The 26,306-nt window shown below is 53.2% G+C and carries 30 protein-coding genes; 28 read left to right on the top strand and 2 right to left on the bottom strand.

The window, feature by feature from the left end:
• The first annotated feature begins 410 nt into the window (after positions 1-410).
• Both ACEUCR_RS19790 and ACEUCR_RS19785 read left to right on the top strand, forming a co-directional pair.
• The gene (locus ACEUCR_RS19790; RefSeq protein WP_041996681.1) at positions 411-1,043 is read left to right on the top strand and encodes a LysE family translocator; all 633 of its coding nucleotides are present in this window, start codon (positions 411-413) and stop codon (positions 1,041-1,043) included.
• Positions 1,044-1,282: 239 nt separating this feature from the next.
• Positions 1,283-2,500 (top strand): tyrosine-type recombinase/integrase, encoded by a 1,218-nt coding sequence (locus ACEUCR_RS19785; protein ID WP_319915541.1) that lies wholly within the window; start codon positions 1,283-1,285, stop codon positions 2,498-2,500.
• Positions 2,501-2,673: 173 nt separating this feature from the next.
• On the opposite strand, the gene ACEUCR_RS19780 is transcribed toward ACEUCR_RS19785, so the two are convergent.
• Positions 2,674-3,720 (bottom strand): hypothetical protein, encoded by a 1,047-nt coding sequence (locus ACEUCR_RS19780; RefSeq protein WP_319915542.1) that lies wholly within the window; start codon positions 3,718-3,720, stop codon positions 2,674-2,676.
• Between the two features lie 499 nt (positions 3,721-4,219).
• Here ACEUCR_RS19780 and ACEUCR_RS19775 point away from each other — a divergent pair, with 499 nt between their 5' ends.
• From ACEUCR_RS19775 to ACEUCR_RS19680, 20 genes are all read left to right on the top strand, one after another.
• Entirely contained in the window at positions 4,220-4,423 is a 204-nt protein-coding gene (locus ACEUCR_RS19775; protein ID WP_319915543.1) for a helix-turn-helix transcriptional regulator, read from the top strand.
• Between the two features lie 360 nt (positions 4,424-4,783).
• On the top strand, positions 4,784-5,764 hold the full coding sequence (locus ACEUCR_RS19770) for a YagK/YfjJ domain-containing protein (RefSeq protein WP_408791983.1): 981 nt from the start codon (positions 4,784-4,786) through the stop codon (positions 5,762-5,764).
• A 575-nt stretch (positions 5,765-6,339) separates the two neighbouring features.
• Entirely contained in the window at positions 6,340-6,933 is a 594-nt protein-coding gene (locus ACEUCR_RS19765; protein WP_405696002.1) for a hypothetical protein, read from the top strand.
• Positions 6,934-7,471: 538 nt separating this feature from the next.
• The gene (locus ACEUCR_RS19760) at positions 7,472-8,335 is read left to right on the top strand and encodes a hypothetical protein (RefSeq protein ID WP_270672186.1); all 864 of its coding nucleotides are present in this window, start codon (positions 7,472-7,474) and stop codon (positions 8,333-8,335) included.
• Positions 8,336-8,622: 287 nt separating this feature from the next.
• Positions 8,623-9,573, top strand: coding sequence for a DUF932 domain-containing protein (locus ACEUCR_RS19755; protein ID WP_270672185.1), 951 nt, complete (start codon positions 8,623-8,625; stop codon positions 9,571-9,573).
• A 47-nt stretch (positions 9,574-9,620) separates the two neighbouring features.
• A complete protein-coding gene (locus ACEUCR_RS19750) occupies positions 9,621-9,971 on the top strand; it encodes a type II toxin-antitoxin system RelE/ParE family toxin (protein ID WP_128313514.1) in 351 nt (116 codons plus the stop codon).
• Positions 9,971-10,273, top strand: coding sequence for a helix-turn-helix domain-containing protein (locus tag ACEUCR_RS19745; protein ID WP_128313513.1), 303 nt, complete (start codon positions 9,971-9,973; stop codon positions 10,271-10,273). The genes ACEUCR_RS19750 and ACEUCR_RS19745 overlap by 1 nt, the downstream gene beginning before the upstream one ends.
• A 178-nt stretch (positions 10,274-10,451) precedes the next feature.
• Complete coding sequence (locus ACEUCR_RS19740) at positions 10,452-11,453, top strand: YqaJ viral recombinase family nuclease (RefSeq protein ID WP_128313512.1); 1,002 nt, start codon at positions 10,452-10,454, stop codon at positions 11,451-11,453.
• Positions 11,450-12,388: a recombination directionality factor gene (locus ACEUCR_RS19735; RefSeq protein WP_128313511.1), complete on the top strand. Its 939-nt coding sequence runs from the start codon at positions 11,450-11,452 to the stop codon at positions 12,386-12,388. Before ACEUCR_RS19740 ends, ACEUCR_RS19735 begins: the two co-directional genes overlap by 4 nt.
• Positions 12,389-12,599: 211 nt before the next feature.
• A complete protein-coding gene (locus ACEUCR_RS19730; RefSeq protein WP_128313510.1) occupies positions 12,600-13,160 on the top strand; it encodes a lecithin retinol acyltransferase family protein in 561 nt (186 codons plus the stop codon).
• A gap of 37 nt (positions 13,161-13,197) precedes the next feature.
• Positions 13,198-13,623: a DUF2787 family protein gene (locus ACEUCR_RS19725; protein WP_319915691.1), complete on the top strand. Its 426-nt coding sequence runs from the start codon at positions 13,198-13,200 to the stop codon at positions 13,621-13,623.
• 10 nt (positions 13,624-13,633) lie between these two features.
• The gene (locus ACEUCR_RS19720) at positions 13,634-14,062 is read left to right on the top strand and encodes a hypothetical protein (protein WP_113069888.1); all 429 of its coding nucleotides are present in this window, start codon (positions 13,634-13,636) and stop codon (positions 14,060-14,062) included.
• On the top strand, positions 14,037-14,339 hold the full coding sequence (locus ACEUCR_RS19715) for a hypothetical protein (RefSeq protein WP_319915692.1): 303 nt from the start codon (positions 14,037-14,039) through the stop codon (positions 14,337-14,339). Before ACEUCR_RS19720 ends, ACEUCR_RS19715 begins: the two co-directional genes overlap by 26 nt.
• Before the next feature lie 88 nt (positions 14,340-14,427).
• Entirely contained in the window at positions 14,428-14,931 is a 504-nt protein-coding gene (gene radC, locus ACEUCR_RS19710; protein WP_319915693.1) for a RadC family protein, read from the top strand.
• A gap of 220 nt (positions 14,932-15,151) precedes the next feature.
• Complete coding sequence (locus tag ACEUCR_RS19705) at positions 15,152-15,646, top strand: hypothetical protein (RefSeq protein ID WP_227263401.1); 495 nt, start codon at positions 15,152-15,154, stop codon at positions 15,644-15,646.
• Positions 15,647-15,691: 45 nt separating this feature from the next.
• Entirely contained in the window at positions 15,692-16,054 is a 363-nt protein-coding gene (locus ACEUCR_RS19700; protein WP_408791977.1) for a hypothetical protein, read from the top strand.
• Between the two features lie 79 nt (positions 16,055-16,133).
• Positions 16,134-16,676: a hypothetical protein gene (locus ACEUCR_RS19695; protein WP_227263403.1), complete on the top strand. Its 543-nt coding sequence runs from the start codon at positions 16,134-16,136 to the stop codon at positions 16,674-16,676.
• A gap of 1 nt (position 16,677) precedes the next feature.
• Entirely contained in the window at positions 16,678-17,034 is a 357-nt protein-coding gene (locus tag ACEUCR_RS19690; protein ID WP_227263404.1) for a hypothetical protein, read from the top strand.
• A gap of 83 nt (positions 17,035-17,117) precedes the next feature.
• Positions 17,118-17,432 (top strand): hypothetical protein, encoded by a 315-nt coding sequence (locus ACEUCR_RS19685; RefSeq protein ID WP_227263405.1) that lies wholly within the window; start codon positions 17,118-17,120, stop codon positions 17,430-17,432.
• 2 nt (positions 17,433-17,434) lie between these two features.
• Positions 17,435-17,866 (top strand): type IV toxin-antitoxin system YeeU family antitoxin, encoded by a 432-nt coding sequence (locus tag ACEUCR_RS19680; protein WP_408791974.1) that lies wholly within the window; start codon positions 17,435-17,437, stop codon positions 17,864-17,866.
• Here the strand turns inward: ACEUCR_RS19680 and ACEUCR_RS19675 are convergent.
• Positions 17,863-19,137: an IS4-like element ISApu2 family transposase gene (locus ACEUCR_RS19675; protein WP_408791972.1), complete on the bottom strand. Its 1,275-nt coding sequence runs from the start codon at positions 19,135-19,137 to the stop codon at positions 17,863-17,865. The genes ACEUCR_RS19680 and ACEUCR_RS19675 overlap by 4 nt on opposite strands.
• A 156-nt stretch (positions 19,138-19,293) precedes the next feature.
• Here ACEUCR_RS19675 and ACEUCR_RS19670 point away from each other — a divergent pair, with 156 nt between their 5' ends.
• The 6 genes from ACEUCR_RS19670 to ACEUCR_RS19645 all read left to right on the top strand — a co-directional run bounded on the left by ACEUCR_RS19670 (position 19,294) and on the right by ACEUCR_RS19645 (position 26,293).
• Positions 19,294-19,665, top strand: coding sequence for a hypothetical protein (locus ACEUCR_RS19670; RefSeq protein WP_004099020.1), 372 nt, complete (start codon positions 19,294-19,296; stop codon positions 19,663-19,665).
• Between the two features lie 317 nt (positions 19,666-19,982).
• Positions 19,983-21,251, top strand: coding sequence for an IS4-like element ISApu1 family transposase (locus ACEUCR_RS19665; RefSeq protein WP_011191342.1), 1,269 nt, complete (start codon positions 19,983-19,985; stop codon positions 21,249-21,251).
• 233 nt (positions 21,252-21,484) lie between these two features.
• Entirely contained in the window at positions 21,485-21,712 is a 228-nt protein-coding gene (locus ACEUCR_RS19660) for a ribbon-helix-helix domain-containing protein (protein ID WP_080938208.1), read from the top strand.
• Complete coding sequence (locus ACEUCR_RS19655) at positions 21,709-24,564, top strand: SNF2-related protein (RefSeq protein WP_408791970.1); 2,856 nt, start codon at positions 21,709-21,711, stop codon at positions 24,562-24,564. The genes ACEUCR_RS19660 and ACEUCR_RS19655 overlap by 4 nt, the downstream gene beginning before the upstream one ends.
• Positions 24,561-25,652: an AAA family ATPase gene (locus tag ACEUCR_RS19650; RefSeq protein ID WP_200164138.1), complete on the top strand. Its 1,092-nt coding sequence runs from the start codon at positions 24,561-24,563 to the stop codon at positions 25,650-25,652. Before ACEUCR_RS19655 ends, ACEUCR_RS19650 begins: the two co-directional genes overlap by 4 nt.
• A complete protein-coding gene (locus tag ACEUCR_RS19645; RefSeq protein WP_408791967.1) occupies positions 25,649-26,293 on the top strand; it encodes a DUF4276 family protein in 645 nt (214 codons plus the stop codon). The genes ACEUCR_RS19650 and ACEUCR_RS19645 overlap by 4 nt, the downstream gene beginning before the upstream one ends.
• Positions 26,294-26,306 lie beyond the last annotated feature (13 nt).

Genomic DNA, 26,306 nt, shown 5'->3' with positions numbered 1-26,306 from the left:
TGCCGAACTCAGAAGTGAAACGCGGTAGCGCCGATGGTAGTGTGGCATTCGCCATGCGAGAGTAGGACACTGCCAGGCACCCAATACAAGAAACCCCGCTCGATGAGCGGGGTTTTTTATTGCCTGACATTTACGTTCTTGTCGATAATCCATCCATCCATCCATCCATCCATCCATCCATCCTGCCTGCATCCTCTTTGTGAGTCCCCTCAATCGTAAAGCCATACCCGCCCGATCAGTTTCATTGCCTGTCAGATCTATTGTTGGTTGTTTTTCATTTCGTTGACCATTCAATGAATGTTCCCGGCTTAGCCGCTATTCCCTTCGTTGATAATCACTATCGCCGGAAACGGGAGTGACAAGTCCCGCTGGATCCATAGACTGTCTCTTTCATGAACAAGGAGTTGTCTATGTTGGGGATACACGATCTGGCGTTGTTTGTTGTATCTGGCTTGTTGTTGAACATGATGCCGGGGCCGGATTCCCTGCTCATCATGCTGCGCAGCGGCTCGCAAGGCTGGCGGGCGGGCTCAGTAGCGGCGTTGGGCATAGGAACGGGCACCATGGTGCATGTATTGGCGGCGGCCCTGGGGTTGTCTGCACTGCTGAGTGCTTCGGCCGAGCTGTTCGTCGTCATCAAGCTCATCGGGGCTGTTTATCTGGTCTACCTGGGAATTTCCCTGCTCAGGCAAGGTGCAACATCCCCTGGGATGAGCGAGTCCGCACTGTCGCTGCCAGCGCTCTCCTATGGACGGATATTCCGGCAGGGGCTGCTCACCAACGTTCTTAACCCCAAGGTAGCGCTCTTCTTCCTCGCCTTTGTGCCTCAGTTCATTGCCCCCGATGCGCCGCAGAAGGCGCTGGCGTTTATCGTGCTAGGCTGCATCTTCAACCTCAACGGCATGATCTGGTGCCACCTGCTGGCCTTCTCGACCGCCTATGCGAGTCGCAAGGCGCGTCTGCCTGCCAGGCTCGGGCGTTGGCTCAATCGGCTGATGGGGGGCTTGTTCGTGGGTCTGGGCATCAAGCTGGCCGTTGAGTAACGATTGGAAAGCGGCCATAGAAAAAGGCGTATCCCATCGCTGAGATACGCCTTCGTCTGCACTGCAGCAGGGTGACTGAAATCAGTTCATGCCGTATTATCGCACCACTTGTCTAATGCTGTTTTATGTCGTCCGTGACTTGCTCATATCTAATTGATTTATATCATTTAACCTTCCATTCTTGTCTAAAGTCATCTTAGGGGATATAAGACAGGTGTGGGTTCAAATGTGGGTTCAAAATGGCAATCTCAGATTCAAAACTCAAAGCAATGCTGCGTGGTCACGATGATGATACGCCCAGAAAGGTTGCAGACAGGGATGGGCTATCTGTTCTGTGGAGGAATAGCGGAAAAGTCAGCTTCGTGTACCGCTATCGAATTTTAGGCAAGGCAAAAAACCTAACTCTGGGCTCCTATACCGGCCAAGAGGGGGGGCTGTCGCTTTCCGAAGCAAGGAAAAAGGCGGCGCAATGTCGAGCTTGGTTGGAAGAGGGCAATGATCCCGCCTTGATGACTCGGATCGGGAAGGATGAAAGGCTTAAGCCTGTTACGGTTAAAGATGCACTCGAGTATTGGCTTTGCCATCACGCCGATAAGAAAAGGTCGAACAGTGAGAAGCATCGACAGCAATTTGCGAAGTGGGTCTATCCCCGTATCGGAGATCTTCCCTTGTCAGACTGTGATACTCGTCACTGGTTGAGCGTCTTTGACGAGTACTCGAAGGTAGCACCTGTGGCTAGTGGGTATTGTTTCCAAAACTGTAAGCATGCTCTGAAGTTTTGCCGTGTCCGACAGTTTGCAGTGAGTAATGCGTTGGATGACTTGACCGTCGCTGATGTTGGGCAAAAGGCGAGTAAGCGAGATAGGGTTCTGACGCTAGAAGAACTGCGAACACTATGGGATTGGGCTGAGAAGCTAGGTCTATATTGCTACTACGGAAATTTGGCAAAGATTCTGTTGTCGTTTGGTGCAAGGACTCAAGAAGTTCGGCTATCAGCCCCCGAAGAATGGAATCTAGTCGAAGGTACGTGGACAGTTCCTGCGTCCAACTCAAAAACAGGGAATAAGATCGTGCGGCCAATACCCGATTTTATTCTGCCCACTATCAAGACTCTACTACATGCAGCTGCAGAACAAGCATCCCCGTATCTATTGGGAGAGCTCAAACGTCCCGAAGCAGTAAGCCAGTGGGGAAGGGGGATTTGGAAACGGATCGGGCATAGCACCCCTTGGACATGGCACGATCTCCGAAGGAGTTTGGCGACCCGCCTAAACGAGGCTGGGATTGCCCCTCATGTCGTGGAGCAAATTTTAGGTCATGCTCTACCTGGTGTAATGGCTCACTATGTTCATACGGTTCGGTTACCTGAGCAAAAAATGGCTCTGGAGTTGTGGGGAGGGATCTTGAAACTATCAGAAAAACCGGCAGACAATATTGTGCATCTGCAAGTGGGGTAGGGGAGAAGAGCAACAGCCCTATTCTTCAGATCGATTTGTAGACTGTGTCTATGGAGGTTACACTAGGTGTAACCTCCATTTATTTTTTACCCTGTCTGTATAGCTAGTGTAGTGTGTACAGATATAGTTCTTCAGTGAATAAATAAGAAGATGGCCTATTAGGCCACCTATATTTAGTGTGAATATTGCCGCTGATATTCTTGAACTATCATATCTTCTACAACCTGATAGATCCGGCGGTTTGAATCCTTTGCAATCCTCTTTAGCATTTCTTTCCGCTCTTCGGAAAGTGGAATACTCATAGACTTACGACCTTCTGAGTTTATGCGATTTTTTTGCACAGACCCACTCTTGCTTATCGAGGCCATTAGTATGGTGCGATGTTCTGTCGATAGCAGATCGTAAAGAGTAATCATAGCTTGCTTTGCTTTATTGCTTTTATTTACCCCAGATAAATCAAGCCAAATGGGTGCTGTGAATGCAAGGTAAGTTTTGAATGTATAGTTCCAAGCCCATTCAGCCATCCCCTCGTTCTTTATTAACCAATCCTCCATCTTTGATTTGTTTTTAATTTTGCCCCAAGTATGTGAAAAGTACTCCAATTGTCGTTCTTTTTTTCGTCTAGAAGCTGTCCATAAATCAAAGAAATGAACTATGCATTCCCTCTTCTCTCGGCTACTAGTTACGTGAAGTGGTAACTTAAAATCAAGGTAGACGTATTCATTTTCTCTATGTGGGGGAATGAGCTCTATTACTGATTCAGGTCGCTCACCGTTCGTTCCCTGCTTTTCATCCTTTATGCTCAGTGATTGTTTACATTCTAAGACATCACCCCTATAAATAGATGTCAGAATATAAGACCAAACAAAATTGCATAGACGCTCATTATCCGGATCAATCCAGCTAAAACTGTCCGCACTCAAACAATGTGCGTTGAAAACATCCAACATTAATGTCTTTATTGCATTTTGTTCTTCGAAATCCTTTCTATATAGAGATGAGCCTATTTTTTTTAACTCGTTTACCAATAGCATTCTTTCTCGTCTTTCGTATCTATCAGCAACGACATTATATATAAATGATTCCAGCTTGCTTGCCTTATCTTCAATGCTTACCATTGCCGCGCTTCTACGCGGTCGATCATCTCCATTTAAAAAAACGTGGTAGAGAAAGGTGATTTCTCTTTCTTCCTTTTTGGGATGCCATGTCACTTTTGCCATCTGAACCTCACCATCAACCAAACCTGCGATCTAACCCGTAAGAGTCTCTTAAATGGGCGAACCATATCGTGAGGGAAGGGTGACCTTACCCACTGAAATGAAGATTACTATGTAGATTTTACGATGTGAAGTGGCGATTTTTCGTTGATTTAGGATAGAAAAATAGATTATTTCATGTTGATTTCAGGCTGATTTTATGCTCATGAAAAAACTTGGGTGTCACAACAACCTTGCCTCAGAGAGGTCCAATTCCCTTTTTTTGCGAACCGAGCTCGTTCGACCAAAAGACTGGCCACCCTCCTTGCTCCTGTTATCGGAAAGCCAACCAGATATCTGAGTTCGTGTAGGCTTACAGATACATTGACGTTTTGATGCTGCTATATAGGCTAATTACTGCCTCTGTAAGCCTATTTTACAAGGTGCCTCTGTTGAAATCTGTTTTTTTTTAACTGGCCCGTCCTTCTGATGAAACAACCCACCACGTCATTAGGAGCACACCATGAGCACCACCATCAAAGTCCTGCGCACCAAAGACCTCATCGCCAAGATTGGTATGGCACGGTCAACCATATACGACTGGCTCGATCCGAAGTCACCGCGCCATGACTGCACCTTTCCCAAACCGTTCAAAATTGGCAAATCATCCAATGCTTGGTTTGAACATGACGTTGACCGTTGGCTCATCCTTCGGAGTCAGTCCTGAGTCATTCGCTTTTTAGTCACCATCAGGCTCCTTAACTTCCCATTACCATCTGAGCCACTTTATTGCTGATAGCACAATCGAAATACTTATCTCTTCTTATATATGTTTTTCACTATTAGCCATCCTCTCTGAGGAGTATAGAGTTTAGGTTTATATATTATTTAATACCATTCATTACCATACACACTACGTACGATACGCATTACCATCCAACACCATGGATACCCAAGTATCCTATTGCTACACCCGCATACCACTACACCCGTATACATAACCACATTCCACTATGAGCAACCATACCCGCTATACGCGTGTGACTATCACACAGCGTAGGGGTAGCGCTGCCTAAGCGAGACCATCATGTTTAATACTGTTAGACTCTTAGATATCCTGACCCTGTCACGCAAACTCCAGCATACGACTTTCCCAGTCGTCATCGTGGCATATACCCCTATCCGCGAGTTGCATATAGATACGGAATATTCGAATGGACCATTATCGACTTGCCTCTTTAACGTATTGGATACCGTGTGTGATTATTTCTACTGCCACACCGAGATATCATCAGCCCACCCTACCATCGAGCTATTCCTGACTTATATGCGAGCAGTACCAAGGCTACACCTCGCCAAGATGAGCTCTCTCAATAGCCAGACTGCTCATAGACTGGCAGATGCTATCAATAACGCCTTGGAAGCCTTCCTAAGCGAGTCCAAGACTCAGTCGCACCGTAAGCGTCTCAATAACCTTCGACGCGTTGAGAAACGCAATCAGCGCAGCATAGCGACCTATATCAACAGCCTGTTCGCTCAACATGCAAAGTTATTATTCATTCGCTTGGATATTGGGTATCGCGAAGCCCATTATCACCAATTAACCGTAGATAGCACCAACTATGACCTACGTCAGTACTTGAACGTAATACAGCGACGATTCAAACACCTGAAGGGATATATCTGGAAGATAGAATACGGTGCCGACCGCCGTTTCCATTTCCATCTCACCTTTATCTTCAACGGGGCTGAGCATCAGCAGGATGTCTCATTGGGCAAAGCGCTGGGGGAGCAGTGGGAGGCCATCACCGATGGACAGGGGAACTATTACAACTGCAATAGCAGGCGAGTACAGTATCAGGAATGGGGGACCGATGGGATAGGGATGGTGCATTACGCAGATACCGACAAACAGGCTCTACTACTGGACGCTCTCGGTTATCTGACCAAATCCGATGAGCATATATTGGCAGTCTTGCCATCGGGCCGCCGAACCTTCGGCCGAATGGAGATGCCATCACCCCAGCGTCGCATTGGTAGACCTAGGGGCACTAACAGGTGCGAATAACTCAAGAGTCTGGTCGGGGCTTCGGGTGAGAGAAGGCTGATGTGCGTTGGGGCTAACTCATTACACAACTTCCTCACCCTAGTCTCGGCACCTCTGGTAGATTGAATGTCTTTCAACCGCTCCTTAGCACCTTCGTCACTGGTGGAGTAAGGATCTTCAAATCCAATAACGAAATTGACCAGAGAAATACACACCGGCTGGTAGGGCTTGCATGATTCTATCCCGCAAGCTCACGACGCACTGGGCAGTTATGTGCGGGAGACATCCTCAAGGGACGGTGCAACGGCATGTTGGCCTTAGTGTCTTGCCTTGCCCGGTCATGCTTTCTTGTTTTAGGCGACAACCAGGGCCGTAGCTGCGGCCATTCGGTCAGGAGAAAACCCATGCAGGCACAATCCATCCCTTGGGGGCCAATCCGCTCAACCCTGACGGAGAAGTTCACGTTCGGTGACATTAAGTAACTCGTCGGCTATGGCGACTTGGATATGTCTCGGCTCGCGCACCTTGAACAAAAACCGCAGAACGGAGCATCGAAGTCGCAGCTCCTGAGTGAGATCGACAAGCAGGTAGGCACAATGGACGACAAGCGACGCAGCGTCTTTGTCTCCATCTGCTGTGAAGAAATGATGCGCCGCAAGCCAGAAGTGGTCGACGAACTGGAGCGCGTGCTGTCCAGGGTTGGCTGGAAGTTTTCCGGCACGGCGTTGATCCCGATCGAGGTTTTCGATATTGCGGAGCTGACTGACATCCCTGAGACGGCACAGGCAGATCTTCAGAAAGCCGCCAGCAGACTACGCGATGGCGACCTGAGCGGTGCATTGTCGGCCGCCTGTGGCGCCTTGGACAGTGTGACCAGCGACATATATAGCCGCCACGGCCTTGGCGATGCCGGCAAGGCGTCATTTCAGGAGCGCATCAGGAAGTCCCTCGACGCCTTGCAGGTGAAAGACCGTCTGATCGGCGAACTGGCCAACATTGGCTGGGTCGAGACCGATTACAAACCACTGTCGGCCAACCTTGATGGCTCCTTGAATCAGGCGGCGTACATCATGCAAAAACTGAGAGCCGATATGGGCGACGTGCATGGCACCAAGCCTGTTATCGCCGCACTCGTCTATGACTCCATCAAGTGGTCATCCCTGTTGCTCAGGATGTTGGCGACTAGATAAGCGTAACCTTCATGCACCTGAGAACCGCAGGAGGGCCTGCAGCGCTTCGCGCTGCGGGACAACATGCCCCACGCCATCGAACACTATCAGCTCATGGTAGATCCAGGTGGTCCACTCTGGCTGCTTAGCTGGCGGGTGGCAACAAAGACTTTACGCAGCAAAGCGGAGGCCTTGACGGTGGGATCGGTGGCCAGGGCGACCAGTCCTTGGATAAGGGTAGGCATCAGGTGATTCCTGGGCGACATGGGCCCCCATTGTACCCGGTTTCGGCCGTTTGGATTGCAGGGTTGCAAGCGGAATGACCCCAGCCCCCTCGCTGACCGGATTTGGGCCTTGCTTTGGCCGTTGGTCAAGAGTGCAAAGCGGGACCGCAGACCCGCACATGTCCCCCGATATCGATCAACTGCCGCTCAAGGTAGTCAGCCAGCTCTGCGCCGGAGCGCGGGCCAGCGCTTCATGCTGGCTCTGTAGTGATCATTCGAGTAGGCGGCAGTCTGGTATCTATTCCCCCTGAATGTTTTTTCTTATAGATACCGACATGGCCGCAGCCATCAGTACCATAGGCGTGGACTCAATGAAGGAGACATACCCAATGACCAAGAGCAGAATCGAAGCCGTCGAAGTGTGCGAAGGTATTCTCAGGAAGGAAATAGAGTACAACGAGAAGAACAATATATACCCCTCCATCAACGCAACAGTCAGGGTTCTGCTCCGGCAAAGCCAAACCATGGCACCAGTCTACGAAGAACTCTGCGAACTGCTCGCCCTGGAACGGTATGTGGCTAGCTTTCTGGACGCGCTGATCAGCACATTCACCTTCTGGGATGAAGACGACATGCGCAAGGCCAGGGAAGATCGTAGCAGGCTCATCCAAGTTAACGAGGACATATCGGATCTCGCCTCTCGCCTGGCTGATTTGCTGAGGGAGAGAGAGGACATCTGTAATCGAGCTGGGTTCGGGTGTGAAAGAGAAACCGGTCTGGCAGCACTATTTGATCGTGCAGGTGAGCACAACCCGCTCTATACCATGTACCCCCAGGATGAATTTTTACGCCTTGCGCACAGATATGATTACAAGTACTGGCCAAGCATTGAAGACCTGCTCAAGGTGCTGGCGTGCGACGCGGAGCAATCGGAGGTGTACGCCCACGACGCGGAAACGGAGGCTGGTACTTCATCCAGAAAGCCATCACAGTATGACGTCCTTCGCGCATTCCAAGCCAAATTGGATGACTACGCACTCGGCGGCTCACTTCCATCCAATCTCAGACTGTCTGACAGCGCCATGGCCACTATCCTGAACTGCATTACGGAGCTCGACGCAGACTCCCTGGTCACAGCCGAATACATCAAGAGCTTTCGACAGAAGGAACGAGAGAGGTTCAAATCACGACGGCAGTAGATCGCATGCTATAGGTTTGTCCTGTACACCAATTCGTGCCTATCATCGCACCACCACATAGGTAGGATTTGTGCTTTTTTCTGATTGCCTTCGTAGAACGTTCGCCATTCCGCTTTTACCGCATAGTCCGCATTTTGACAGTTCAACGCGATTTGGTTGATGAATTCAAACATCGTAATAACAAGCTACTTTTCCAACACGATCCAAAAAAATCTCAGTTATATATCATCGCCATGAACACCTTCCGGGACTGCCTTTGCAGTCCCTTTTTCATTGGAGATTTTCGTATGGCTCACTTCATCGACACCATGGCCTACACCGGCCAAACACCTTGGCATGGCCTCGGCAATCTATTGCCTGCACAGCAATCGCTCGATACCTGGTTGCAAGCTGCCGGGATGGATTGGACCATCGAGCAGAGCGATGTGATGTTTAACGTGGCTTCCGATGCCCTGCATATCCGCCCCTACAGCGATAGCAAGGTGCTCTACCGCTCCGATACCCTGACACCGCTCTCGGTAGTCTCCCAACGCTACAACGTGGTACAGCCCCACGAGGTGCTGCACTTCTATCAAGACTTGGTGGAAGCCGGTGGCTTTGAATTGGAAACGGCCGGCTCGCTCAAAGGCGGTCGCAAGTTGTGGGCGCTGGCCCGTACCGGCCAGGACATGAAACTCAAGGGCGGGGATGTGGTGAAGTCCTATCTGCTGCTCGCCACCAGTTGCGATGGCACCCTCTGCACCACGGCCCAGTTCACCTCCTTGCGGGTGGTCTGCAATAACACCTTGCAGATGGCCCTACGCGATAGCAGCGGGGCCATCAAGGTCCCCCACTCTACTCAGTTCGATGCGGCTGCGGTGAAAGAGTCGCTGGGACTCGGCCTCTCCCATTGGGATGAGTTCAAAGCCCAAACCAAGGCACTAGCGCAACGCCCGGTCGCCCCTGAAGAGGCGCTGCGTTTCTTTAGTGACCTGCTAGCCCAACCGCTGGATGACGAAAACATCATCCTCACCCGTCCAGTACAACGCCTGCACGAGCTCTATCAGGGAGCCGGAATGGGGTCTGATTTATCGAGCTCCCGCAATACCGCCTGGGGGCTGGTCAATGCGGTGACCGAATACGTGGATCACCATCGCCGTGCCCGCAGTCAAGATCACCGGCTCGACTCCGCTTGGTTCGGTCAGGGGGCGCAGCTCAAAACCCAGGCATTAAACCAAGCGCTGACGCTGTTGCAGTAATGGCCGTATCCATCTAGGATATAAACTAAAGATTATATTGGTGCGCTATGTGGACAGTAAAAACGACCGAGCTGTTTGATGTTTGGTTTGATGTGCAAGATGACGCGACGCAGGAAAAAGTCTTGGCTGGACTACTCGCCTTGGCGCAGGGTGGCCCATCGATAGGCCGCCCCTTGGTCGATACCATCAAGGGCTCGCGTTTTACAAACTTGAAAGAGCTGAGGGTGCAGCATCAGGGAGAGCCGCTACGTGCATTCTTCGCCTTTGACCCGTTGCGACAAGCCATCGTGCTATGTGCTGGTAACAAGGGCGGGAACGAGAAGCGGTTTTACAAAGAGATGCTGCCGTTGGCAGAGGCACAGTACGCCAGGCATCTGGCTGAGTTGGAGGAAAAGTAATGGGAAGAACACTAGACGATTTGCTGGCCTCCCGTTCAGAAGAGAGTCGGCAACGCATCCAGGAAATGGCTAACGAGCTGTTGCTGGAGGTGCGTATACAGGCGTTACGCGAAGAGCTGGAGGTGTCGCAGGTTGAGTTGGCCAAGGCACTCGGTGTCAGTCAGCCTGCCGTCGTGGCGATGGAGCAACGTGGCAGTGATATCAAGCTATCCACCATGAAACGCTATGTCGAAGCCATGGGCGGCAAGCTGCGTGTGGATGTCGAGTTGCCAACCGGACGACACATCGGATTCAACGTCTGACGCCGTTGCGACGACCCGATAACAGGCATCTACCAATGTAGATCGCTCTTCAACACCCCTATCCTGAGGCTGCATTTGCAGCCTCTTTTTCATTCCATCAGATAGCAAAAATCCCCTTACCCGGACTGGTATAAGCCAATCCGGGCGGGAATGTTTATGCCGCCGACAAGGAGCAATGATGAAAGCAAAAGCCAAATACGGTCAGGCCATTCGTTTAGCCTCCACCACCGACCTCTCTCGCGAACAGTGGTTGGCGATCCGCAAGCTGGGGCTCGGCTCGTCCGATGCCGCCGTGGCGGTGGGCCTCTCGCCCTATAAGTGCCCGCTGTCGCTGTGGCTGGAGAAAACCGGGCGCAAGGAGCCGGAAGATATCTCCCACAAAGAAGCTGTGTTGTGGGGTATCGAGCTCGAACCGGTCTTGGCACAGGTCTACGCCAAGCGCACTGGTTATCGGGTGCGTCGGGTCAATGCGGTACTCCAGCACCCGGAGCATCTGTTTATGCTCGCCAATCTCGACCGGGAGGTGGTGGGCCACCCCGACGGCCCCGGCATCCTCGAAATCAAAACCGCCAGCTATCACAGTGCGCCGCAATGGGAGGAAGGCGTGCCGGTCGCCTACCAGTGTCAGGTACTGCATCAGCTGGCCGTCACCGGTCATGCCTGGGCGGAAGTGGCGGTGCTCATCGGGGGTCAGGATTTTCGGATTTACCGCATCGAGCGCGACGAGGAGAAGATCCGGGATCTCACCGAACGAGAAGCGCAGTTCTGGCATCAGGTCACGAGTGACCAGCAACCCGATCCCGATGGCTCGGAAGATGCAGGCTCGGCGCTAGCCTGGCTATTTCCCCGCGATGACGGGGAAACCGTCGATCTCTCCGATTCGCCCGAGTTCAACCAGCTGTTCGGGGAGTTGCTGCATCTGCGTGAGCACAAGGAGGAAGTGGAGCTACGCGAATCGCAGATCAAGCAGCGGCTACAGGCCACGTTGGGCGAGGCCACTGCGGGACTCTTTGCCGACGGCAAGATCACCTGGAAACGCAGCAAGGATCGGCTGGCGCCCGATCTGGACCGGCTCGGTCAGGATCATCCCGACCTGCTCAGCCACTACGTCAAACCGGTGCCCGGCTCACGCCGATTCACCATTCAGGCAGTTCACACTGCCAGGAGACACACACCATGATCAAAGGACTAGCGATTACCCCGCCCGTGATCGGGCGGATCTGTATCGGTAGGCTGGTACAGAAAGAGGGGAAATGGGTGCCGGAGAAGGATGACAGTTTCACCCTCACCACCCAGGTCCAGCAGAAGGGGGGATGGTTGCTCCATCCCTTGCATCAGCAGTTCGCTCAAGGGCATGAGCAGGCCAAGATCCGCGCCATTCCGGTGCGGGTGCTGTTCAATGACAGCGATTTGAACCTGCGAGCAGAGTACAGCGCCTTTGACCGCCAAACTGGCAGACCGCTCTGTGTCGGCAATGGAGAGATGGCAAAACGGGTGGGGGCACAAGAGATGGAGGAGGTCAGTTGCCCCGGTCCGGAGCGCTGCCCTTACGGCCAGCAGCAGGGCTGCAAGCTGTACGGACGACTGAACCTGTTTGTGGAGGGACAGGGGGATGAACTCGGCAGCTTTATCTTTCGCACCACCGGCTACAACTCGGTGCGTACCCTGGCGGCACGGCTCAAGTACTTCGAGGCGGTGAGCGGTGGCCTGACCCGCTACCTGCCGCTGACCTTACGGCTGCGGGCCAAGAGCACCACCCAGTCCTACCGTACCCCGGTCTACTACGTGGATTTGACCCTGCGCGATGAACTGACCCTGACCGAGGCAGTCTGTCAGGCACGGCAGGAAGCGTTGCTGGATGATGAGGCTGGGCTGACGATTAGCGAGATGGAAGCCGTCGCACGGGCGCTACTGCGCAATGGTCAGTTCGAGGAAGTGGATGAAGAGGTGCCAATGCTGCTTGAGGAGTTTTACCCCCAGATGGAGGAAGGGGAACATTCGACTGCCGAACCAGCACCGCAAACAGTGGCCCAGCCACGGGGAACGCGAGCACGGGCATCTCCGTTAACCAACAAACTAGGTAAAGGCGCCACACCGGCACCCGGTGCGCCCTAACTCAGGATTTGGCTAGGCGCTCGACCAGCCGCTCAAACGTCTCCAGCAGCAATGCCCGGTCGGCACTGTCCAGCCGGGCGAGTTTCTGCCCCAAGACGATACCCTACTCAGTTGGCTGTGGGCGGGTCTCACACATCTTTTCACACCGACTCCAGGGCACCCACGAGGTGCCCTGTTGCGTTTATATGGCTAACCACAAGGAGTTAAGTTTATGTCTCGATTCACCCCAGGCGATCATCTGGTGACCGCTCGCCTCGGTTATACCCACCACGGCCTCTATGTCGGGGGCGACCTCGTTATCCACTACCAGGGGCCTAATCACGGCATACCCGGTGAGATAGTGATGACTTCTCTGGATGCGTTTTCCGATGGTAAGCCGGTCTGGTGCAAATTTTGCCCTGTCAGGCGGTATGACCGAACAGCGAGCCTCAAACGTGCCCGTACACGGCTGGGCGAGCATCGATACGATGTGTTGTTCAGTAACTGTGAACACTTCGTGATGTGGTGCATCCACGGTATCCACCACTCGACACAGGTTAGTCAGGTAGCAACGGCGGTGGCGAAAGCGGCCCTTCGTACTCCACAGACTACTATCATTCCCCCAGCTATGACTGTGTTGAGCCGCGAGCGCACAACGTCTGATTACATAACGCTCGCCACCTCTGCTATCACCCTGACCACCCTCGCGACATCGCCAAGCTGGGTCCCCCTGGCAACCGGCGCATTAGCCGTTCACGCAGTCAGCCGCCTCTGGTCCTGGCTCACCGACTGAGCCACTGCCTACCCTCGCACAACAAGGAGCACAACCTATGACTATTCCCTTCTACCGGGACGGCTTTGCCCTGCCCGTCACCCCCGCCCTGCTGGCTCTGCTCAGTCAGGAAGCCGAACGAACCGATCTCGATCTGGGGCGCTGCACCCAGCTGACCTTCAACTTCCGTAACCCCGGTTACAGCGCCGAGCAAGGCGGCGTACATCCTGTCGAGCTGCGGCTTATTCGGGGATTGCACGGCTGGGTCTTCGATTACATCACCGACTTCAGTTATCAGGGGCTCGGCCAGGATGCAGAGCTCGGCAAAGAGCTCGACTTCAACCTCTCCTGTGATGAGCACTATCTGCAGGGCTGGGGACCACTGCCCAGCGTGGAAGCGCGGGAACTGTTTGCCCTGTGGCAGAGCAATTTTATCGCCTATGGTCAGCTGGGGTATTTCACCGTCATCGTGAGTGGGGATTAGGAGGTGTGTGATGACTAACGAACTGCCGCTGTCCCACTACTCGCGCCAGTGGTTGGGACTGCTCGCGGCCAAAGCCGAGCTGCAGCCGACTCGCCAGGGCGAGCGCTGGTTGCTGCACCTAACTCCTGGTAGCCCAAACGCCCGCACCGTCACCCTGCATCTACGTTGGTCTGGCGTGCAGTGGCAACTGCTCTCCCTCACCAATGCCGAGGACTTGCGCACCATGAGTCAGCCCGTGGATGAGATCTGCATTGACCCCAAGCGCCGCTGTTTCTGGCGCTGCCAGGCAGGGCCCGTCCCGCTTTCTGAGCAGCCCCGCGTGCTGGGGAGCTTTCTGAGCGACCTGCAGCGTACCTGTATCCATCATGGCTATTGCGTGGAGAGTGACCCCTTACCCCAAGAGGGCGCGAAAGATGCCAAAACAACCGATAGCCGTTGAGCTTGAAGCAATTAATCGAGAGGGGGAAACGCAGGTGGTGCGTGACAGTGGCCTGGCCGTGCAGGGCTACAGCGTCTATCTGCGGGCGTTAGAGGCCAGTGGGTTGGCGCTGGCCACCTGCGTAGCGGATTACGACACCATCGGCCCCGCTTACGAACTGGCAGAGCGATTAAGCCTGGCACTGGTCATTTCGTTCACCGTACTGGTCCCCGAATCGCTGAGGCCGGTGCAGCGTGAACCCACAGCCAGGGTAGGAGCTATCACGACCGCCAACTGAACGACCCTCAAGATGAACCAACAACCTCTCTGCATTTAGCCCCGGTATGCCTCGCGCTGCCGGGGTTTTTTATTTTCAGGAGACCACTATGCGTTACCACAAACTCAAAGCCGGGGAATGCCCCGGCACTTATGTCGTCACCGAGCCGGTGACCGAGCAAGACTTGCTGCGTATCGCCAACCAAATTGCCCGCAAGCGTCTGGCCAAAGGGACCGCCATCACCAGTACCACGGAGGCCGCCGAACGGCTGCAAACCCTACTACAGGAGCGAGAGCACGAAGTGTTTGGCGCACTGTTCCTCGACTCCCAACACCGCGTACTGGCCTTTGAGGAGCTGTTTCGCGGCACCCTGGGCAGCGCCAGCATTTATCCACGGGAAGTGGTCAAGCGGGCCCTGATGCTCAACTGTGGGGCCATCATCGTGGTCCACAATCACCCCAGCGGCGACCCGGAGCCGAGCCACTCAGACCGGGTCTTTACCCAAGCCCTCAAAGAGGCCTTGGCCCTGGTCGATGTCCGGTTGCTCGACCACCTTGTTGTCGGCGCTGAGGGCGTGGTATCGCTGGCTGAACGGGGGATGCTTGTCGGATAGCGCCTGGCAAGAGCACGATACGGGCCTCGGTCTGCGCCTTGTGCTGCGCCGTCGTCCGTACCACGAAAAGCCGTTACCTCTAAACCGAGTTCATTCAACTCAACCCTTCTGTGCCTCAACCCGGATCATCAGTCACAACCAGCATGATCCCGATAATCCATCGCGCTCAACAGGGTCACCTCACCAAAGGTGGCCTTTTGCATTTCAAGGAGTCATCCCCATGTCTGCCTTCATGATTGACCGCCAGGATTACCTGACCTTTGCCGTGCAGTTGCACCGCTTTTGCAATGCCTCGCTGCCACCGCACTACACCCTGGAGCTACTGCGCACCCTCTGGTGGAACTCACCAATGGAGGTCACCAGTACCTGGACGTGGCGGGTAGACCGGTTGGTGCGGCTGATGATGCTCGCCAACCGTCGGGCGGTCTGGCATCGCTATCAGCTGGGGCGTCAGGAACCACGTCAGCACCGCGCTACCAAGCTGAGCCCGTTTAAACCAGCCCACCGTTATCACCAGGCACCGCTCACCGATGCAGAGCTGGTGGCCCTCTACAAATTCACCTGCTGCGCCCTGTACCAATCGAGCGAATGGACCGGGGGCCCTGAGCAGGCACCTCGGCTTGTGACGGTGCTACAGCAGTTGCAACAGGCTCTCGCACAAGACGTGCTGACCCGGCTGTCACTGTGGGAGCAAGCCCCCTGGGGAGAGATGTGATGGCCAGAACCGTCACTTACTCCCTTCTTCATCAGGAGCAATACCATGATCGAATTTAACGACAGCTTTAGCCAGGCCGCCGTGGCAGAGGCCATATGTGCTCACTCCGGGCTTGCCAAGCTCATCAGTCAGCAATTGATGCTGCCGGGCTTTGCCTATGCCCACGATGTGGAGGGGCAGCGTATTGGTGGCCCGCTGGTGGCCCCCAACCCTGCGCTGCACAAAACCTCGCTCTTTGTCAGCCCCCGCGATATGCGCGAGCACCTGCCACGAGAGATTAACTTCGCCCGCTTTCGCTGCGCCTGTAATGCAGCGGGTCAGCCGGTTGGTGAGTGGCAACGGGTAATAGTCGGGGCCTACGTCAACCACGGTAGTAATGACAAGCCGGATTGGAGTAGTCACACCTGAGCCACGGCCACCAGCACACACAAGACCTCTAACAGCCCCTCACACCGAGGGGCTGTTTGCATTTGAAGGAAACCCTACCATGCATGACTTACGTGATTACAAGACCCTGGCCGCTATGCAGATAACCGCCGCTATTGGTCAGCTCAACCACAACACCGCCCCGAAGATAATGGCCCATCTGGCATTGCGGGCCAGGCAGCCGCAATCGCTCGGTAATGGCCGTAGCAGAGCCAAGGCGCTCAAGCTGCTGCGCCGGGTCAAGAAAGCCCACAAGGTAGGGCGCATCCCGTTCGAGCTCACCGTAACGGGCTGCCGCATCGACCGAGGGTGCCATCAGGCAGACCGCTACTACTACGACCGCATGCTACTGGCCCAAGGCTGGCAGCAGTACGACACCGAAGAAGACGCGTGGTATTTCGGCATCTGGATTAACACCGAGAAGCTGGAGACCTATACCTACGCCGAAGGGGATACCTGCCATGTGATTGCGCCAAACGTTGAGGCGTTTCGCTCTGAATTGGCGCGGCTATACCAGTACCACCCACAAGCCCCGGCCTTTATCAGCATCGACCCGGAGGCGGGCGCTGTGACCCACCACTTTGAACGCAAGCCGGAGGTGTGAAATGGCCAAGCACATCACCATCAAGGTGCCAGGCAAACACCCGCAAACCGGCGAGCTCACGACCTTCGAGCTCAAGGGCCAGCGCATCGATATCGACATCGGCGGGCAGGCCGTGGCGTTTCTGATCCACGGGAGGGGCATTGGGACCTCGCTCACCCACATCTCGAGCGGCTATCGCATCGCGCTGCTCGGCGGATGGCTGACCGCTCGTTACGCCATACCGGAGAATAAGCCCAGCAGAATGGCCTGCGCTCAGATGGCCATAGATCGATTGGTAGCCCAGTACGGCTCGCTACACCTGCTGGACAGACTCAATTGCAAGCCGGTTATCAATGAGACGGCTGACTGCGCCCGTTGACGCCCAACCGTCCCGCTTATCCACAAACAGCATAAAGGGCCAGCCCTCTCAGGCTGGCCCTTGGCATCATTGGAGTAACCGACATGACCCGTCTTATCACCGGGCTCGAGGTGCATCGCTATGCCCCCGAGCTCAACAAACTGCATCTGCGAAACCGGCAGACGTTACCCGCTCCCGGCATCACCGCCATCAAAGAGGCCAAAGCACGCCTGTTTAGCCGATGGCAGCCAGGGCATCAGGTGACCATCACCGTGAGCCATCCCGACTACGTCAATCTCTCCCGGCTTTATCGAGGGAGGCTAGTAAACCTGAGCGAACTCCCAGAGCACCTGACCAGACTGCGCCAGCGCCACAATGTGCCTGGCACTATCATCCACACCCAGTTGAGGTATCGCTAATTATGACCACGAGCCATTCCGCATACCCTGCAGCCCACAATTCAGAGTTACAAGTTCCCGCACAAGCCTCCTGCATCAGCTGGGGCCTGCCGCGTGATATCTCACCACGCTTTGGCGCTCGTCTGATACAAAGTCACTACCGGCTCGATTTTCTATCCGATCGGGCCAGTCTGATAGGTGACTGGAGTGAGGTGCTAATAGCCAAGCTCGACCAGGCTTTCCCGGAGATCATCAAAGCTCTAGAAGCCAAGCTGCTGACCGGCGAACTGGATGCCCAACGCCAGCACTGCATCACTATCCAGCACGGCGGCTTTACTTGCGAAGCCGATACCCTGGGTAGTCACGGCTATGTCTATATCTGTATTTACTCTGCGGAGAGCATGGAGGCGACCCCTGATGTCAGGGATAGTCAGAGCTCATGTACAGAACCTTAAGCGGCAAGCGAATTAATAATACCGTCTAACGTGTTGTTTTGCTTGGATTTTCTCTGCCTACTCTTTTTGCCGTTTTTGGATAAATACACCATTGCCCACTCCAACTTCTCTGTTATTTCCTGCCACGCACCATGGATGATGCTCGCCAATATCGGCATTAACCAAAGCGCGCTGTTTTTGGCAATCTTCAGCATCGATAACTCCGCGCTGCCAATCAGCGTCAGCGCCAGCCGACGTTTGACCAGCAAGGCCAGCAAACTAGCCCAGATCAAGCCTTCCGCTATCGCTTTTTGTCGTGTCGCGAACGCCTTCAACCGGTTATATGATTTCAGCTCTTTGAACAACAGTTCGATCTGCCAACGGCAACGATACAATGCCATCACCTTCTCGGCTGGCCATCGCTCACGCGGAAGATTGGTCATCCATATACAGAACCGTTTTTCCTCTGCAAACCAACGTCTTATGAGTCGATATTTATACTTTCCCGAACTCACATCCAGATCCAGAACCTCGGCTCTGCAGCTTCTCCGATCGATATCCTTGAGCTTTTTTCCGAGTAACTTGGGCATTTCCCTGCCGTCCTGTCGGTAAGCTGCCTGTACTTTGGGATTGAGATTTTGACTCCCTCTGACCAGATAGCTTCCTTTGGCTTTGGTCACATCAGCAAAGTACTCGCGGCTGATGTAACCGGCATCCGCCAATAACAGTTTGTTATTTAACGAATTTGCGGCCGGAAGATGCTTGCGCTCCGATTCGGTATCCGCCGTGATACTCATCGATATCGGCGACTGGTCCAGCAAGGACATGGTCATATGACACTCTACCGCAGCGGGGCTGTGCTTATTGAATCGGCCCGGGAAATGTTCTGCCAATTGCGGATGTAACGCGAATGACGACCCGTCCTGCAGCAGTACCTGCTCAAAGCCTGCCAGTCCGTGGGCGTCCGGTAGACACTCCTTGAGGCGTAAGGCGATGGCTCGTTCAACCAGTGCGCGCATGAACAAGGGAAAACCCTGCTTGCGTAACTGGTTGTGAAAGGGTTTATACGCTATTTGGTCAGTATCATGGAGCTGCAACGCATTGAAATGGCGATGCAAACCAGCAATACCATCCACCTTGTCGCAACCAAGCCCTGAGAGCAGAGCCGGGAGTAGTCTCGCAGGCTGGATATCCCGGAGTCGCTGACAAAAACCGGTAAATTTACCGATCCGGTTGAGTTCAGAAGAGCTAAGAAGTTGCTTGAGGTACTGGGTTGCATTGATAATAGTCATGGCTTCGGGCGTGTCGGTTTTTTTTTGCGATTAAATCAGATCACAAACGAAGCCTTTTTTCTATCTATTTCAATTGGTTGTAGCTAAAGATCCTGTACATGACAGGTCACTGCAGCGGCCAAACTGTTGCCACATCTCAGTTCAGGAGGAAACGCAATGACTCAGGAAAGGATCCAGACCCGCTACCCACTCGGCGGCCCCTTCGCCACCCAGGCTGAGCTGGAGCAGGCCATCACCCAGGCCATAACGACCCACAGACAAGATTTCTTCCCTCTGCTGGAACGGCTGGTGGACGTGGGGGACACCCGGGTCAACCTCAGTCAGGAGAACCCGCTGCGGGTGCTCAGCATCGAACTCGCTGACGGCCGTGAAGGAGTGGCCCATATCAACTACGAGTCCAACTTCGCCGAGAGCTGCCTGATTATCAACGAATACGACCAGCACCAGACCAGCCTGGCCTTTCGCCTCGACGGGGATGCACTTATCTTCGACGTCGAACTGCCGATCGCGTGGAATTTCAATAACTGAAGATTCAGCGGTGTAATGCCGCCTGGTTGCTACACCCGGTCAGCCAGCTCCCCTCACCCTAACCCTCTCCCAAAGGGAGAGGGGATCAGCCCGTGCCAACCTCCAGCCGTGGTAGTCACTCCATACTCTGCTGTTATTTCAGGCGCCTGTAATCTTCCCCATATGGCTGTCATCTGAATAGCAATATCCAGCATATAGCCACCATAACCCTCACTCATGTACAGGATCTTTAGCGGCAACCAATTGAAATAGATATAAAAAAGGCTTCGTTTGTGATCTGATTTTATCGCCAAACAAAATCAACACGCGCGAAGCCTATGACTATTATCAACGCTAATTACTATCTGGAGCAACTCTTGGCTCCCGCCGCACTCGAGCGCATTGCTCGGCTCTGCAAGTTTTGTCTGCGTCAGCGTGCCATTACCCCAGCCATGCTCGTACCTGCACTGCTGCGGGCCATGGGAGGCGACCAGGTCAATGACATTGCCGGTTTACACCGCCATTTCAATGCCTTGCAACTGGTAAACACCCATCAGGTTTCTTACAAACCGTTTCACAATCAGCTGCGCAAAGAGAGCTTTGCCCTGTTTATGAAAGCCCTGGTCGAGCGGGCCATCGCCTTGCGTATCGACCATCAACTCAAAGCAGCCTCCCTCGGCGCGTTCAAGCAGGTGTTACTGCACGATGGCACCTCCTTTGCGGTGCATCGGCGCCTTGCTGCTGATTTTCCCGGCCGGTTCAAGACCATCAGTCCGGCAGCTATCGAGTGCCATATGACCATGTCACTGTCGGAGCAGAGCCCGTTGTGCATGAGTGTGTCTGCCGATACCGCAGGGGAACGGCAATTTCTGCCTGAAGCCCACACGCTGACCAACTGCCTGCTGCTGGCTGACGCAGGTTACATTGACAGGGCTTGGTTTGAGCAGGTGAACGACGCTGGCGGATTTTATCTGGTGCGCGGCACGAAAAGCCTGAACCCCAAGATAATCCAAGCCTGGCGCGGTGATGGACGGGAAGTACCCAAGCTGGCGGGACTATCTCTGAGAGAGGCCGGACGGCGACGCTGTCGGGCCGAGGTACTGGATATGGTGGTGAAGTCCGGCCAGGTCGAGTACCGGTTGATCCGGCGCTGGTTTGCTGAGGAAAAGCGGTTCTGTCTGTGGATGACGAACCTACCGCGAGCAGCATGGTCAGCAGAGCAGGTGATGAGCCTGTATCGCTGCCGTTGGCAGGTGGAGTTGTTATTTAAAGAGTGGAAATCGCACAACCGGCTCAAGGGGTTTGTGACGGGCGAGAAAGCGATTGCCGAGGGGTTGGTGTGGACGAGCCTGCTGTCGCTGGTGATGAAGAGACGGGTCGCGCAGAGTGTGATGAGTGGGGCGCTATCGATGCTGAAAGCGTCGAAGAACAGTGCGACGTGGTGGCTACCGCTATTGGAAGCAGTGGCCCATAGGGCGCTGACAGAAATAAGGGAAAGATTGGAATGGGCTGCCGATTATTTGGCCAAGAACGCCTGCCGAACCAAGCAGAGAAAGTCGATACAGAACAGGACCTTGGAAGGCGTTTTAAATGGACTCGCCGCTTAAGGTCCTGTACATGAGTCAGAGCTAACTCTGATATCAGCACGATTGTAAATCGTTGGGAAGGTCAACTCGTGACCTTCCCGTAACGCCTGGGCGCAACTCCGCATAGCTCTTGGTTGTGTCTCAATTGGGTTCTTTCGGGATGATGATTGGCTACACTTCAGCCAATTTTATCGATAAAGATCATGGAGTTGTTATCTGGAGTGTCATTCAGAGTGACACCGTGATGTAATGTGATGCATCTCGCATCACTCTGTGACTTAGGCGCTATGAAATCCGTTAGAACGACCGTCTCTTTATCTCATTCACAGCTCGAGTCCTTGCAACGGATAGCTGAAAGCAATGAGGTGTCCATCTCATGGCTTATTCGCCAAGCTGTAGGGGATTTTCTGGCAGTTCATAACGAGGAGGATTTCCACCCCCTCAAGCGCAAAACTGCACAGCAAGAAGGCAATCAGGAATGACATTCTATTCACCACATCAACAGGCTTGGCTTGCCCATTACATGACCCTTGAGGGAAAGGCGGAAGAATCGTTAACCAAAACGATGGCCGGGGCTAAGGTGGACATGAACCCGCATCAGATTGAGGCGGCGATGTTTGCCTTGGCATCCCCCTTGTCTAATGGCGTTATTCTGGCCGATGAGGTTGGATTGGGGAAAACGATCGAGGCCAGCTTGGTTTTGGCGCAGAAATGGGCTGAGCGTCGGCGAAAGTTGCTTTTGATCGCTCCTGCCACTTTGCGCAAACAATGGAGCCAGGAGCTTGAAGAGAAGTTTTCGCTCCCCTCTTTCATCATGGAGGCCAAGTCCTTCAATGAGGCAAAAAAGGCAGGAATAGCCAATCCGTTTGATATGGAAAGTGCCTTTGGCCAGCCTGCAATCTGTATATGTTCCTACGAGTTTGCTGCTCGGAAATCATTGGAACTCCAACGAGTTCCTTGGGATCTAGTGGTCATGGATGAAGCGCATAAGTTGCGCAATATCTATAAAAATGATGGGGCCAAAACAGCCAAGGTGCTTGATAACGCTTTAATGGGCATCAAAAAGGTCCTGCTTTCTGCCACCCCATTACAGAACAGCATGCTGGAGTTGTATGGGCTTGTATCCGTCATAGACCCGTACTTTTTTGGCGATTTACCTTCGTTTAAGGCTCGATATGGTCGGCAGCAACTTGAGCAGGTTGAATTGGCTATGCTGCGAACTCGATTGAGCAAGGTTTGTAATCGCACTCTCAGACGTCAGGTCCAAGAAGAGGGCGGGATCAGCTTTACTCGCCGTTATTCCATGACTGAAGACTATCGACCGTCAGCGCAAGAAGAGCAATTGTACAGGCAGGTATCCGAGTACCTGCAACGTGAAGATCTGCTGGCAATCAAAAGCGGCGCTAGGCATCTGGTGACGCTGGTTATTCGTAAAATTTTGGCGTCCTCTTCACATGCAATTCAAGGTACTTTACAGACCATGATTGCACGGCTGGAACAAAAGCTGCCCCTGCTTGATGCCTTGGAGGATTATGAGAATTTTTCTGACCTTCAGGATGAAGAAGGGATTGGTGACGAGGAGCTGATCGACCCGCAAGCCCTGCAGGCCGAAATTGATCTACTTAAGGATTTTCAAGGCCTTGCCAGTAGTATTTCGAACAATGCCAAAGCTGATGCGCTTGTTCGTGTTCTCGAACGTGCATTTGAGAAAACGGCTGAGCTAGGTGGATCACGCAAGGCGGTGATTTTTACCGAATCGGTTCGGACGCAAACATGGTTGGCAGAGATGTTAGCCACCCAGGGCTATGATGGCCAAATCGTGATGCTGAATGGTAGTAACAGTGATTCTGTGTCGAAACAGATTTATCGGGACTGGCTTGAACGTCATCGAGGTTCAAGCCGTGTCTCTGGCTCCAAAACAGCAGACATGAAAGCCGCTCTGGTTGAGAAATTCCGCGATGATGCCACCTTGATGATCTGTACCGAAGCCGGTGCGGAAGGTATCAACCTGCAGTTCTGCTCTTTGCTGATCAATTACGACTTGCCATGGAATCCACAGCGGGTAGAGCAGCGCATTGGCCGCGTTCACCGCTATGGCCAGAAAAATGACGTGGTCGTGGTCAATTTCATCAACAAGGGTAACCGCGCCGATGAGCGCGTATTTGAACTGCTTAGCCAGAAATTCCAACTCTTCGAGGGCGTCTTTGGTGCCTCGGATGAAGTGCTGGGCTCTATCGAATCCGGTGTCGATATTGAGCGCCGGATCCATGATATCTACCAGCGTTGTCGCAGTGATGCGCAAATTGAGTCTGAATTTAATGCTTTGCAAGAAGAACTCAAGGAGCATCTGGAAGCCAAAAATAGCGACACTCGGCGCTCACTCTTCGAACACTTCGATGCAGATGTCGTCCGCCGCCTTAACCTTCGTCGCGGCAAGACAACAGCGGAATTGACGGCTTATCAGCAAAAGATGTTGTTGCTGGCACGTATGACCTTACAGGGGAATGGTGACTTTAGTGAGTCTATGGATGGTTTTGTCTGGCTAGGGAACAAGTACAATCTGAACTGGCAGAATGCAGAAATTGGGGAAGGTGAGTTTTTCCGCCCCCACGATGGTCTGGGTGCTGCATTGATCGAGCAAGCCAAGACCGCTCAATTGCCACCTGTTGCACTCCAGTTTGTTTATGAACGCTCGCCGGAGCAAGGGCAATGGGTTGATGTGAAGGGGCAGATAGGTAATAGCGGTTTGCTCAAAGTCATCAAGGTGAGCATTGAGTCAGAGGCGCAGCGACGTGAACAATTGCTGCTGCTAGCCACTAACCATCATGGCGAGCAGTTACATGCCGAGACGGTCGAACGGCTGTTACAACTCCCGTTAGCACAAGCTCCACTCGTCATTCCAGAGCCCGATGTATCAGCCCTGTTAGACCTGCAGCAAACACTGCTGGGGGATTTCCTGCGTGAGGTGGAACGGGATAACGAAACCTACTATGGCGAGGAAGTAGATAAGCTGGAACGCTGGTCAGAAGACAAACGCATTGCTCTGGACCTGCGTATCAAACAGCTGGACCAGGAGATCAAAGAAGCACGCAAGGCATCCCGGCAGCTGACCTCCTTACAGGAGAAGATGGAGGCCAAGAGAGCCCTTAAGCAGTTAGAGAGAGAACGAGACAACGCCATGCTGCATTATTACGAAGAGAAGAAACTGATTGAGCAGGAGGAGGATCGCCTGTTGGAGGAGGTTGAGGCACGCCTGGCTACCGAAACCCGCGTAACTGAGCTCTTTGCGGTAACATGGCAGATCGTAGCTAATGAATGTGAGGCTGCAGCATGAAGGATGTGACCAGTAGTGACCAGTTGAGCCGCATAGTGATTGATGGCTATAAATCGATTGCTCATTGTGACCTTAAAATGGGCAGTTTGAATGTACTAATTGGTGCCAATGGCGCCGGTAAATCAAACTTCATCGGATTCTTTAGATTAATTGCCACCCTGCTTGATCACCGTTTGCAATCATTGGTTGGCAAGGCGGGTGGACCTGATGCCTTGTTACATTTTGGTCGCAAACAAAGTGAAACGCTTAAAGGAGAGCTGTTTTTCGGCAACAATGGCTACAAGTTTGCACTGGAAGCCACCAACGATAACCGCATGATGTTTCAACGCGAGGCTTTATGGTGGAACATGAGCGGTGATAAAGGCGTTACATCTGGGCACTTTGAATCACAAGCAGATCAGCATAAAACCGGTATTAAACAATATACCTTGCCAATTATGCGCCGCTGGCGTGTCTACCACTTCCATGACACCAGCGAAAGTGCCAAGGTCAAGCAGATCCACCGTATCAACGATAATGATTATCTGCGTGAGGATGGATCTAATCTGGCAGCCTTTTTGTTCCGGGTACAAAAAAATCACCCTAGCCACTACAAGCGGATAATACGTACCATCCGCATGGTTGCGCCCTATTTTGGTGACTTTTACCTACGCGCCACGCCAGATAACCAAGACAGCATTCAGCTTGAATGGACTGAGAAAGATCACGATATCCCCTTCAAAGCCAGTGAGCTGTCGGATGGCACGCTGCGCTTTATTCTGTTGGCGACAGTGTTGTTACAACCAGAAGAGTTTATGCCCAGCGCCATCATCGTAGATGAACCCGAGCTGGGGTTGCACCCTTATGCGATCAACGTATTGGCGGAATTGATAAAGAGTGCAAGTCATGAGCATCAGCTGATTATTTCGACACAGTCTGTCGAGCTCGTTAACCAGTTCGATGCCGAGGATTTGATTGTGGTAGATAAACAAGGCGGCTCCTCAACCTTCAAACGCTTGGAGACTGCTTCATTAAGCGAATGGTTAGAAGATTACAGTCTCGGTGATTTGTGGAAGAAAAACCTGTTGGGTGGGAGACCACAATCATGAGTCGAGTATTGGTCTTCGTAGAAGGGCAGACTGAAGAAACATTTGTACGCGATCTGCTAGTGCCCTATTTTGCTCCACTTGGCATTTATCTCACCCCCATCCTGGCACAGACCAGTCCGGGTCATAAGGGCGGGATTGTCAGCTATGGCAAGGTAAAACATCAAGTCACCCGCTTGTGTCGACAAGATCACGGGGCTTATGTTACCACCTTGATCGACTACTACGGTTTGCCCACTGACTTTCCTGACAGCGATAACCAAGCACAGGATGCCCATCAACGCGTGTTGCAGATAGAGCAGGCGCTACAACAGGATATCGATGAGCCCAACTTTGTTCCTAATCTGCTACTGCATGAGTTCGAGGCCTTACTGTTCAGTGCGCCGGAAAAGTTTGCCGAATGGCTAGATGATCAGAGTCTGCTTGCACCGATGGCCGTGATCCGCGCCGAGTTTGCAACGCCGGAGCATATCAACAACAACCCACAAACCGCACCGTCAAAACGGATCCTGGCATTAGTACCAAGCTATAAAAAGACCGTTGATGGTCCTTTGATTGCTGAAGATATTGGGCTGGACGCCATTCGTGCCCAGTGCCCACATTTTAATAACTGGATTGATCGCCTGTTGGCGCTGCCTCGCTGATAATGACTGGAAA

This window comes from Aeromonas bivalvium (genome assembly GCF_046078285.1).
Classification (GTDB): domain Bacteria; phylum Pseudomonadota; class Gammaproteobacteria; order Enterobacterales; family Aeromonadaceae; genus Aeromonas; species Aeromonas bivalvium.
The sequence above is the reverse complement of the archived record's forward strand: the minus strand, read 5'-3'. Positions and strand labels throughout refer to the sequence as shown.

Bases quoted from the DNA above. Each gene is read 5' to 3' on its own strand.
- ACEUCR_RS19780 (WP_319915542.1), bottom strand. From the start codon at position 3,720: ATGGCAAAAGTGACATGGCATCCCAAAAAGGAAGAAAGAGAAATCACC.
- ACEUCR_RS19680 (WP_408791974.1), top strand. From the start codon at position 17,435: ATGACCACGAGCCATTCCGCATACCCTGCAGCCCACAATTCAGAGTTA.
- ACEUCR_RS19685 (WP_227263405.1), top strand. From the start codon at position 17,118: ATGACCCGTCTTATCACCGGGCTCGAGGTGCATCGCTATGCCCCCGAG.
- ACEUCR_RS19665 (WP_011191342.1), top strand. From the start codon at position 19,983: ATGACTATTATCAACGCTAATTACTATCTGGAGCAACTCTTGGCTCCC.
- ACEUCR_RS19785 (WP_319915541.1), top strand. From the start codon at position 1,283: ATGGCAATCTCAGATTCAAAACTCAAAGCAATGCTGCGTGGTCACGAT.
- ACEUCR_RS19650 (WP_200164138.1), top strand. From the start codon at position 24,561: ATGAAGGATGTGACCAGTAGTGACCAGTTGAGCCGCATAGTGATTGAT.
- ACEUCR_RS19675 (WP_408791972.1), bottom strand. From the start codon at position 19,137: ATGACTATTATCAATGCAACCCAGTACCTCAAGCAACTTCTTAGCTCT.
- ACEUCR_RS19720 (WP_113069888.1), top strand. From the start codon at position 13,634: ATGACTAACGAACTGCCGCTGTCCCACTACTCGCGCCAGTGGTTGGGA.
- ACEUCR_RS19695 (WP_227263403.1), top strand. From the start codon at position 16,134: ATGCATGACTTACGTGATTACAAGACCCTGGCCGCTATGCAGATAACC.
- ACEUCR_RS19725 (WP_319915691.1), top strand. From the start codon at position 13,198: ATGACTATTCCCTTCTACCGGGACGGCTTTGCCCTGCCCGTCACCCCC.
- ACEUCR_RS19770 (WP_408791983.1), top strand. From the start codon at position 4,784: ATGTTTAATACTGTTAGACTCTTAGATATCCTGACCCTGTCACGCAAA.
- ACEUCR_RS19755 (WP_270672185.1), top strand. From the start codon at position 8,623: ATGGCTCACTTCATCGACACCATGGCCTACACCGGCCAAACACCTTGG.
- ACEUCR_RS19690 (WP_227263404.1), top strand. From the start codon at position 16,678: ATGGCCAAGCACATCACCATCAAGGTGCCAGGCAAACACCCGCAAACC.
- ACEUCR_RS19775 (WP_319915543.1), top strand. From the start codon at position 4,220: ATGAGCACCACCATCAAAGTCCTGCGCACCAAAGACCTCATCGCCAAG.
- ACEUCR_RS19730 (WP_128313510.1), top strand. From the start codon at position 12,600: ATGTCTCGATTCACCCCAGGCGATCATCTGGTGACCGCTCGCCTCGGT.
- ACEUCR_RS19750 (WP_128313514.1), top strand. From the start codon at position 9,621: ATGTGGACAGTAAAAACGACCGAGCTGTTTGATGTTTGGTTTGATGTG.
- ACEUCR_RS19700 (WP_408791977.1), top strand. From the start codon at position 15,692: ATGATCGAATTTAACGACAGCTTTAGCCAGGCCGCCGTGGCAGAGGCC.
- ACEUCR_RS19705 (WP_227263401.1), top strand. From the start codon at position 15,152: ATGTCTGCCTTCATGATTGACCGCCAGGATTACCTGACCTTTGCCGTG.
- ACEUCR_RS19715 (WP_319915692.1), top strand. From the start codon at position 14,037: ATGCCAAAACAACCGATAGCCGTTGAGCTTGAAGCAATTAATCGAGAG.
- radC (WP_319915693.1), top strand. From the start codon at position 14,428: ATGCGTTACCACAAACTCAAAGCCGGGGAATGCCCCGGCACTTATGTC.
- ACEUCR_RS19655 (WP_408791970.1), top strand. From the start codon at position 21,709: ATGACATTCTATTCACCACATCAACAGGCTTGGCTTGCCCATTACATG.
- ACEUCR_RS19745 (WP_128313513.1), top strand. From the start codon at position 9,971: ATGGGAAGAACACTAGACGATTTGCTGGCCTCCCGTTCAGAAGAGAGT.
- ACEUCR_RS19735 (WP_128313511.1), top strand. From the start codon at position 11,450: ATGATCAAAGGACTAGCGATTACCCCGCCCGTGATCGGGCGGATCTGT.
- ACEUCR_RS19765 (WP_405696002.1), top strand. From the start codon at position 6,340: ATGGACGACAAGCGACGCAGCGTCTTTGTCTCCATCTGCTGTGAAGAA.
- ACEUCR_RS19760 (WP_270672186.1), top strand. From the start codon at position 7,472: ATGGCCGCAGCCATCAGTACCATAGGCGTGGACTCAATGAAGGAGACA.
- ACEUCR_RS19790 (WP_041996681.1), top strand. From the start codon at position 411: ATGTTGGGGATACACGATCTGGCGTTGTTTGTTGTATCTGGCTTGTTG.
- ACEUCR_RS19740 (WP_128313512.1), top strand. From the start codon at position 10,452: ATGAAAGCAAAAGCCAAATACGGTCAGGCCATTCGTTTAGCCTCCACC.
- ACEUCR_RS19660 (WP_080938208.1), top strand. From the start codon at position 21,485: ATGCATCTCGCATCACTCTGTGACTTAGGCGCTATGAAATCCGTTAGA.
- ACEUCR_RS19670 (WP_004099020.1), top strand. From the start codon at position 19,294: ATGACTCAGGAAAGGATCCAGACCCGCTACCCACTCGGCGGCCCCTTC.
- ACEUCR_RS19645 (WP_408791967.1), top strand. From the start codon at position 25,649: ATGAGTCGAGTATTGGTCTTCGTAGAAGGGCAGACTGAAGAAACATTT.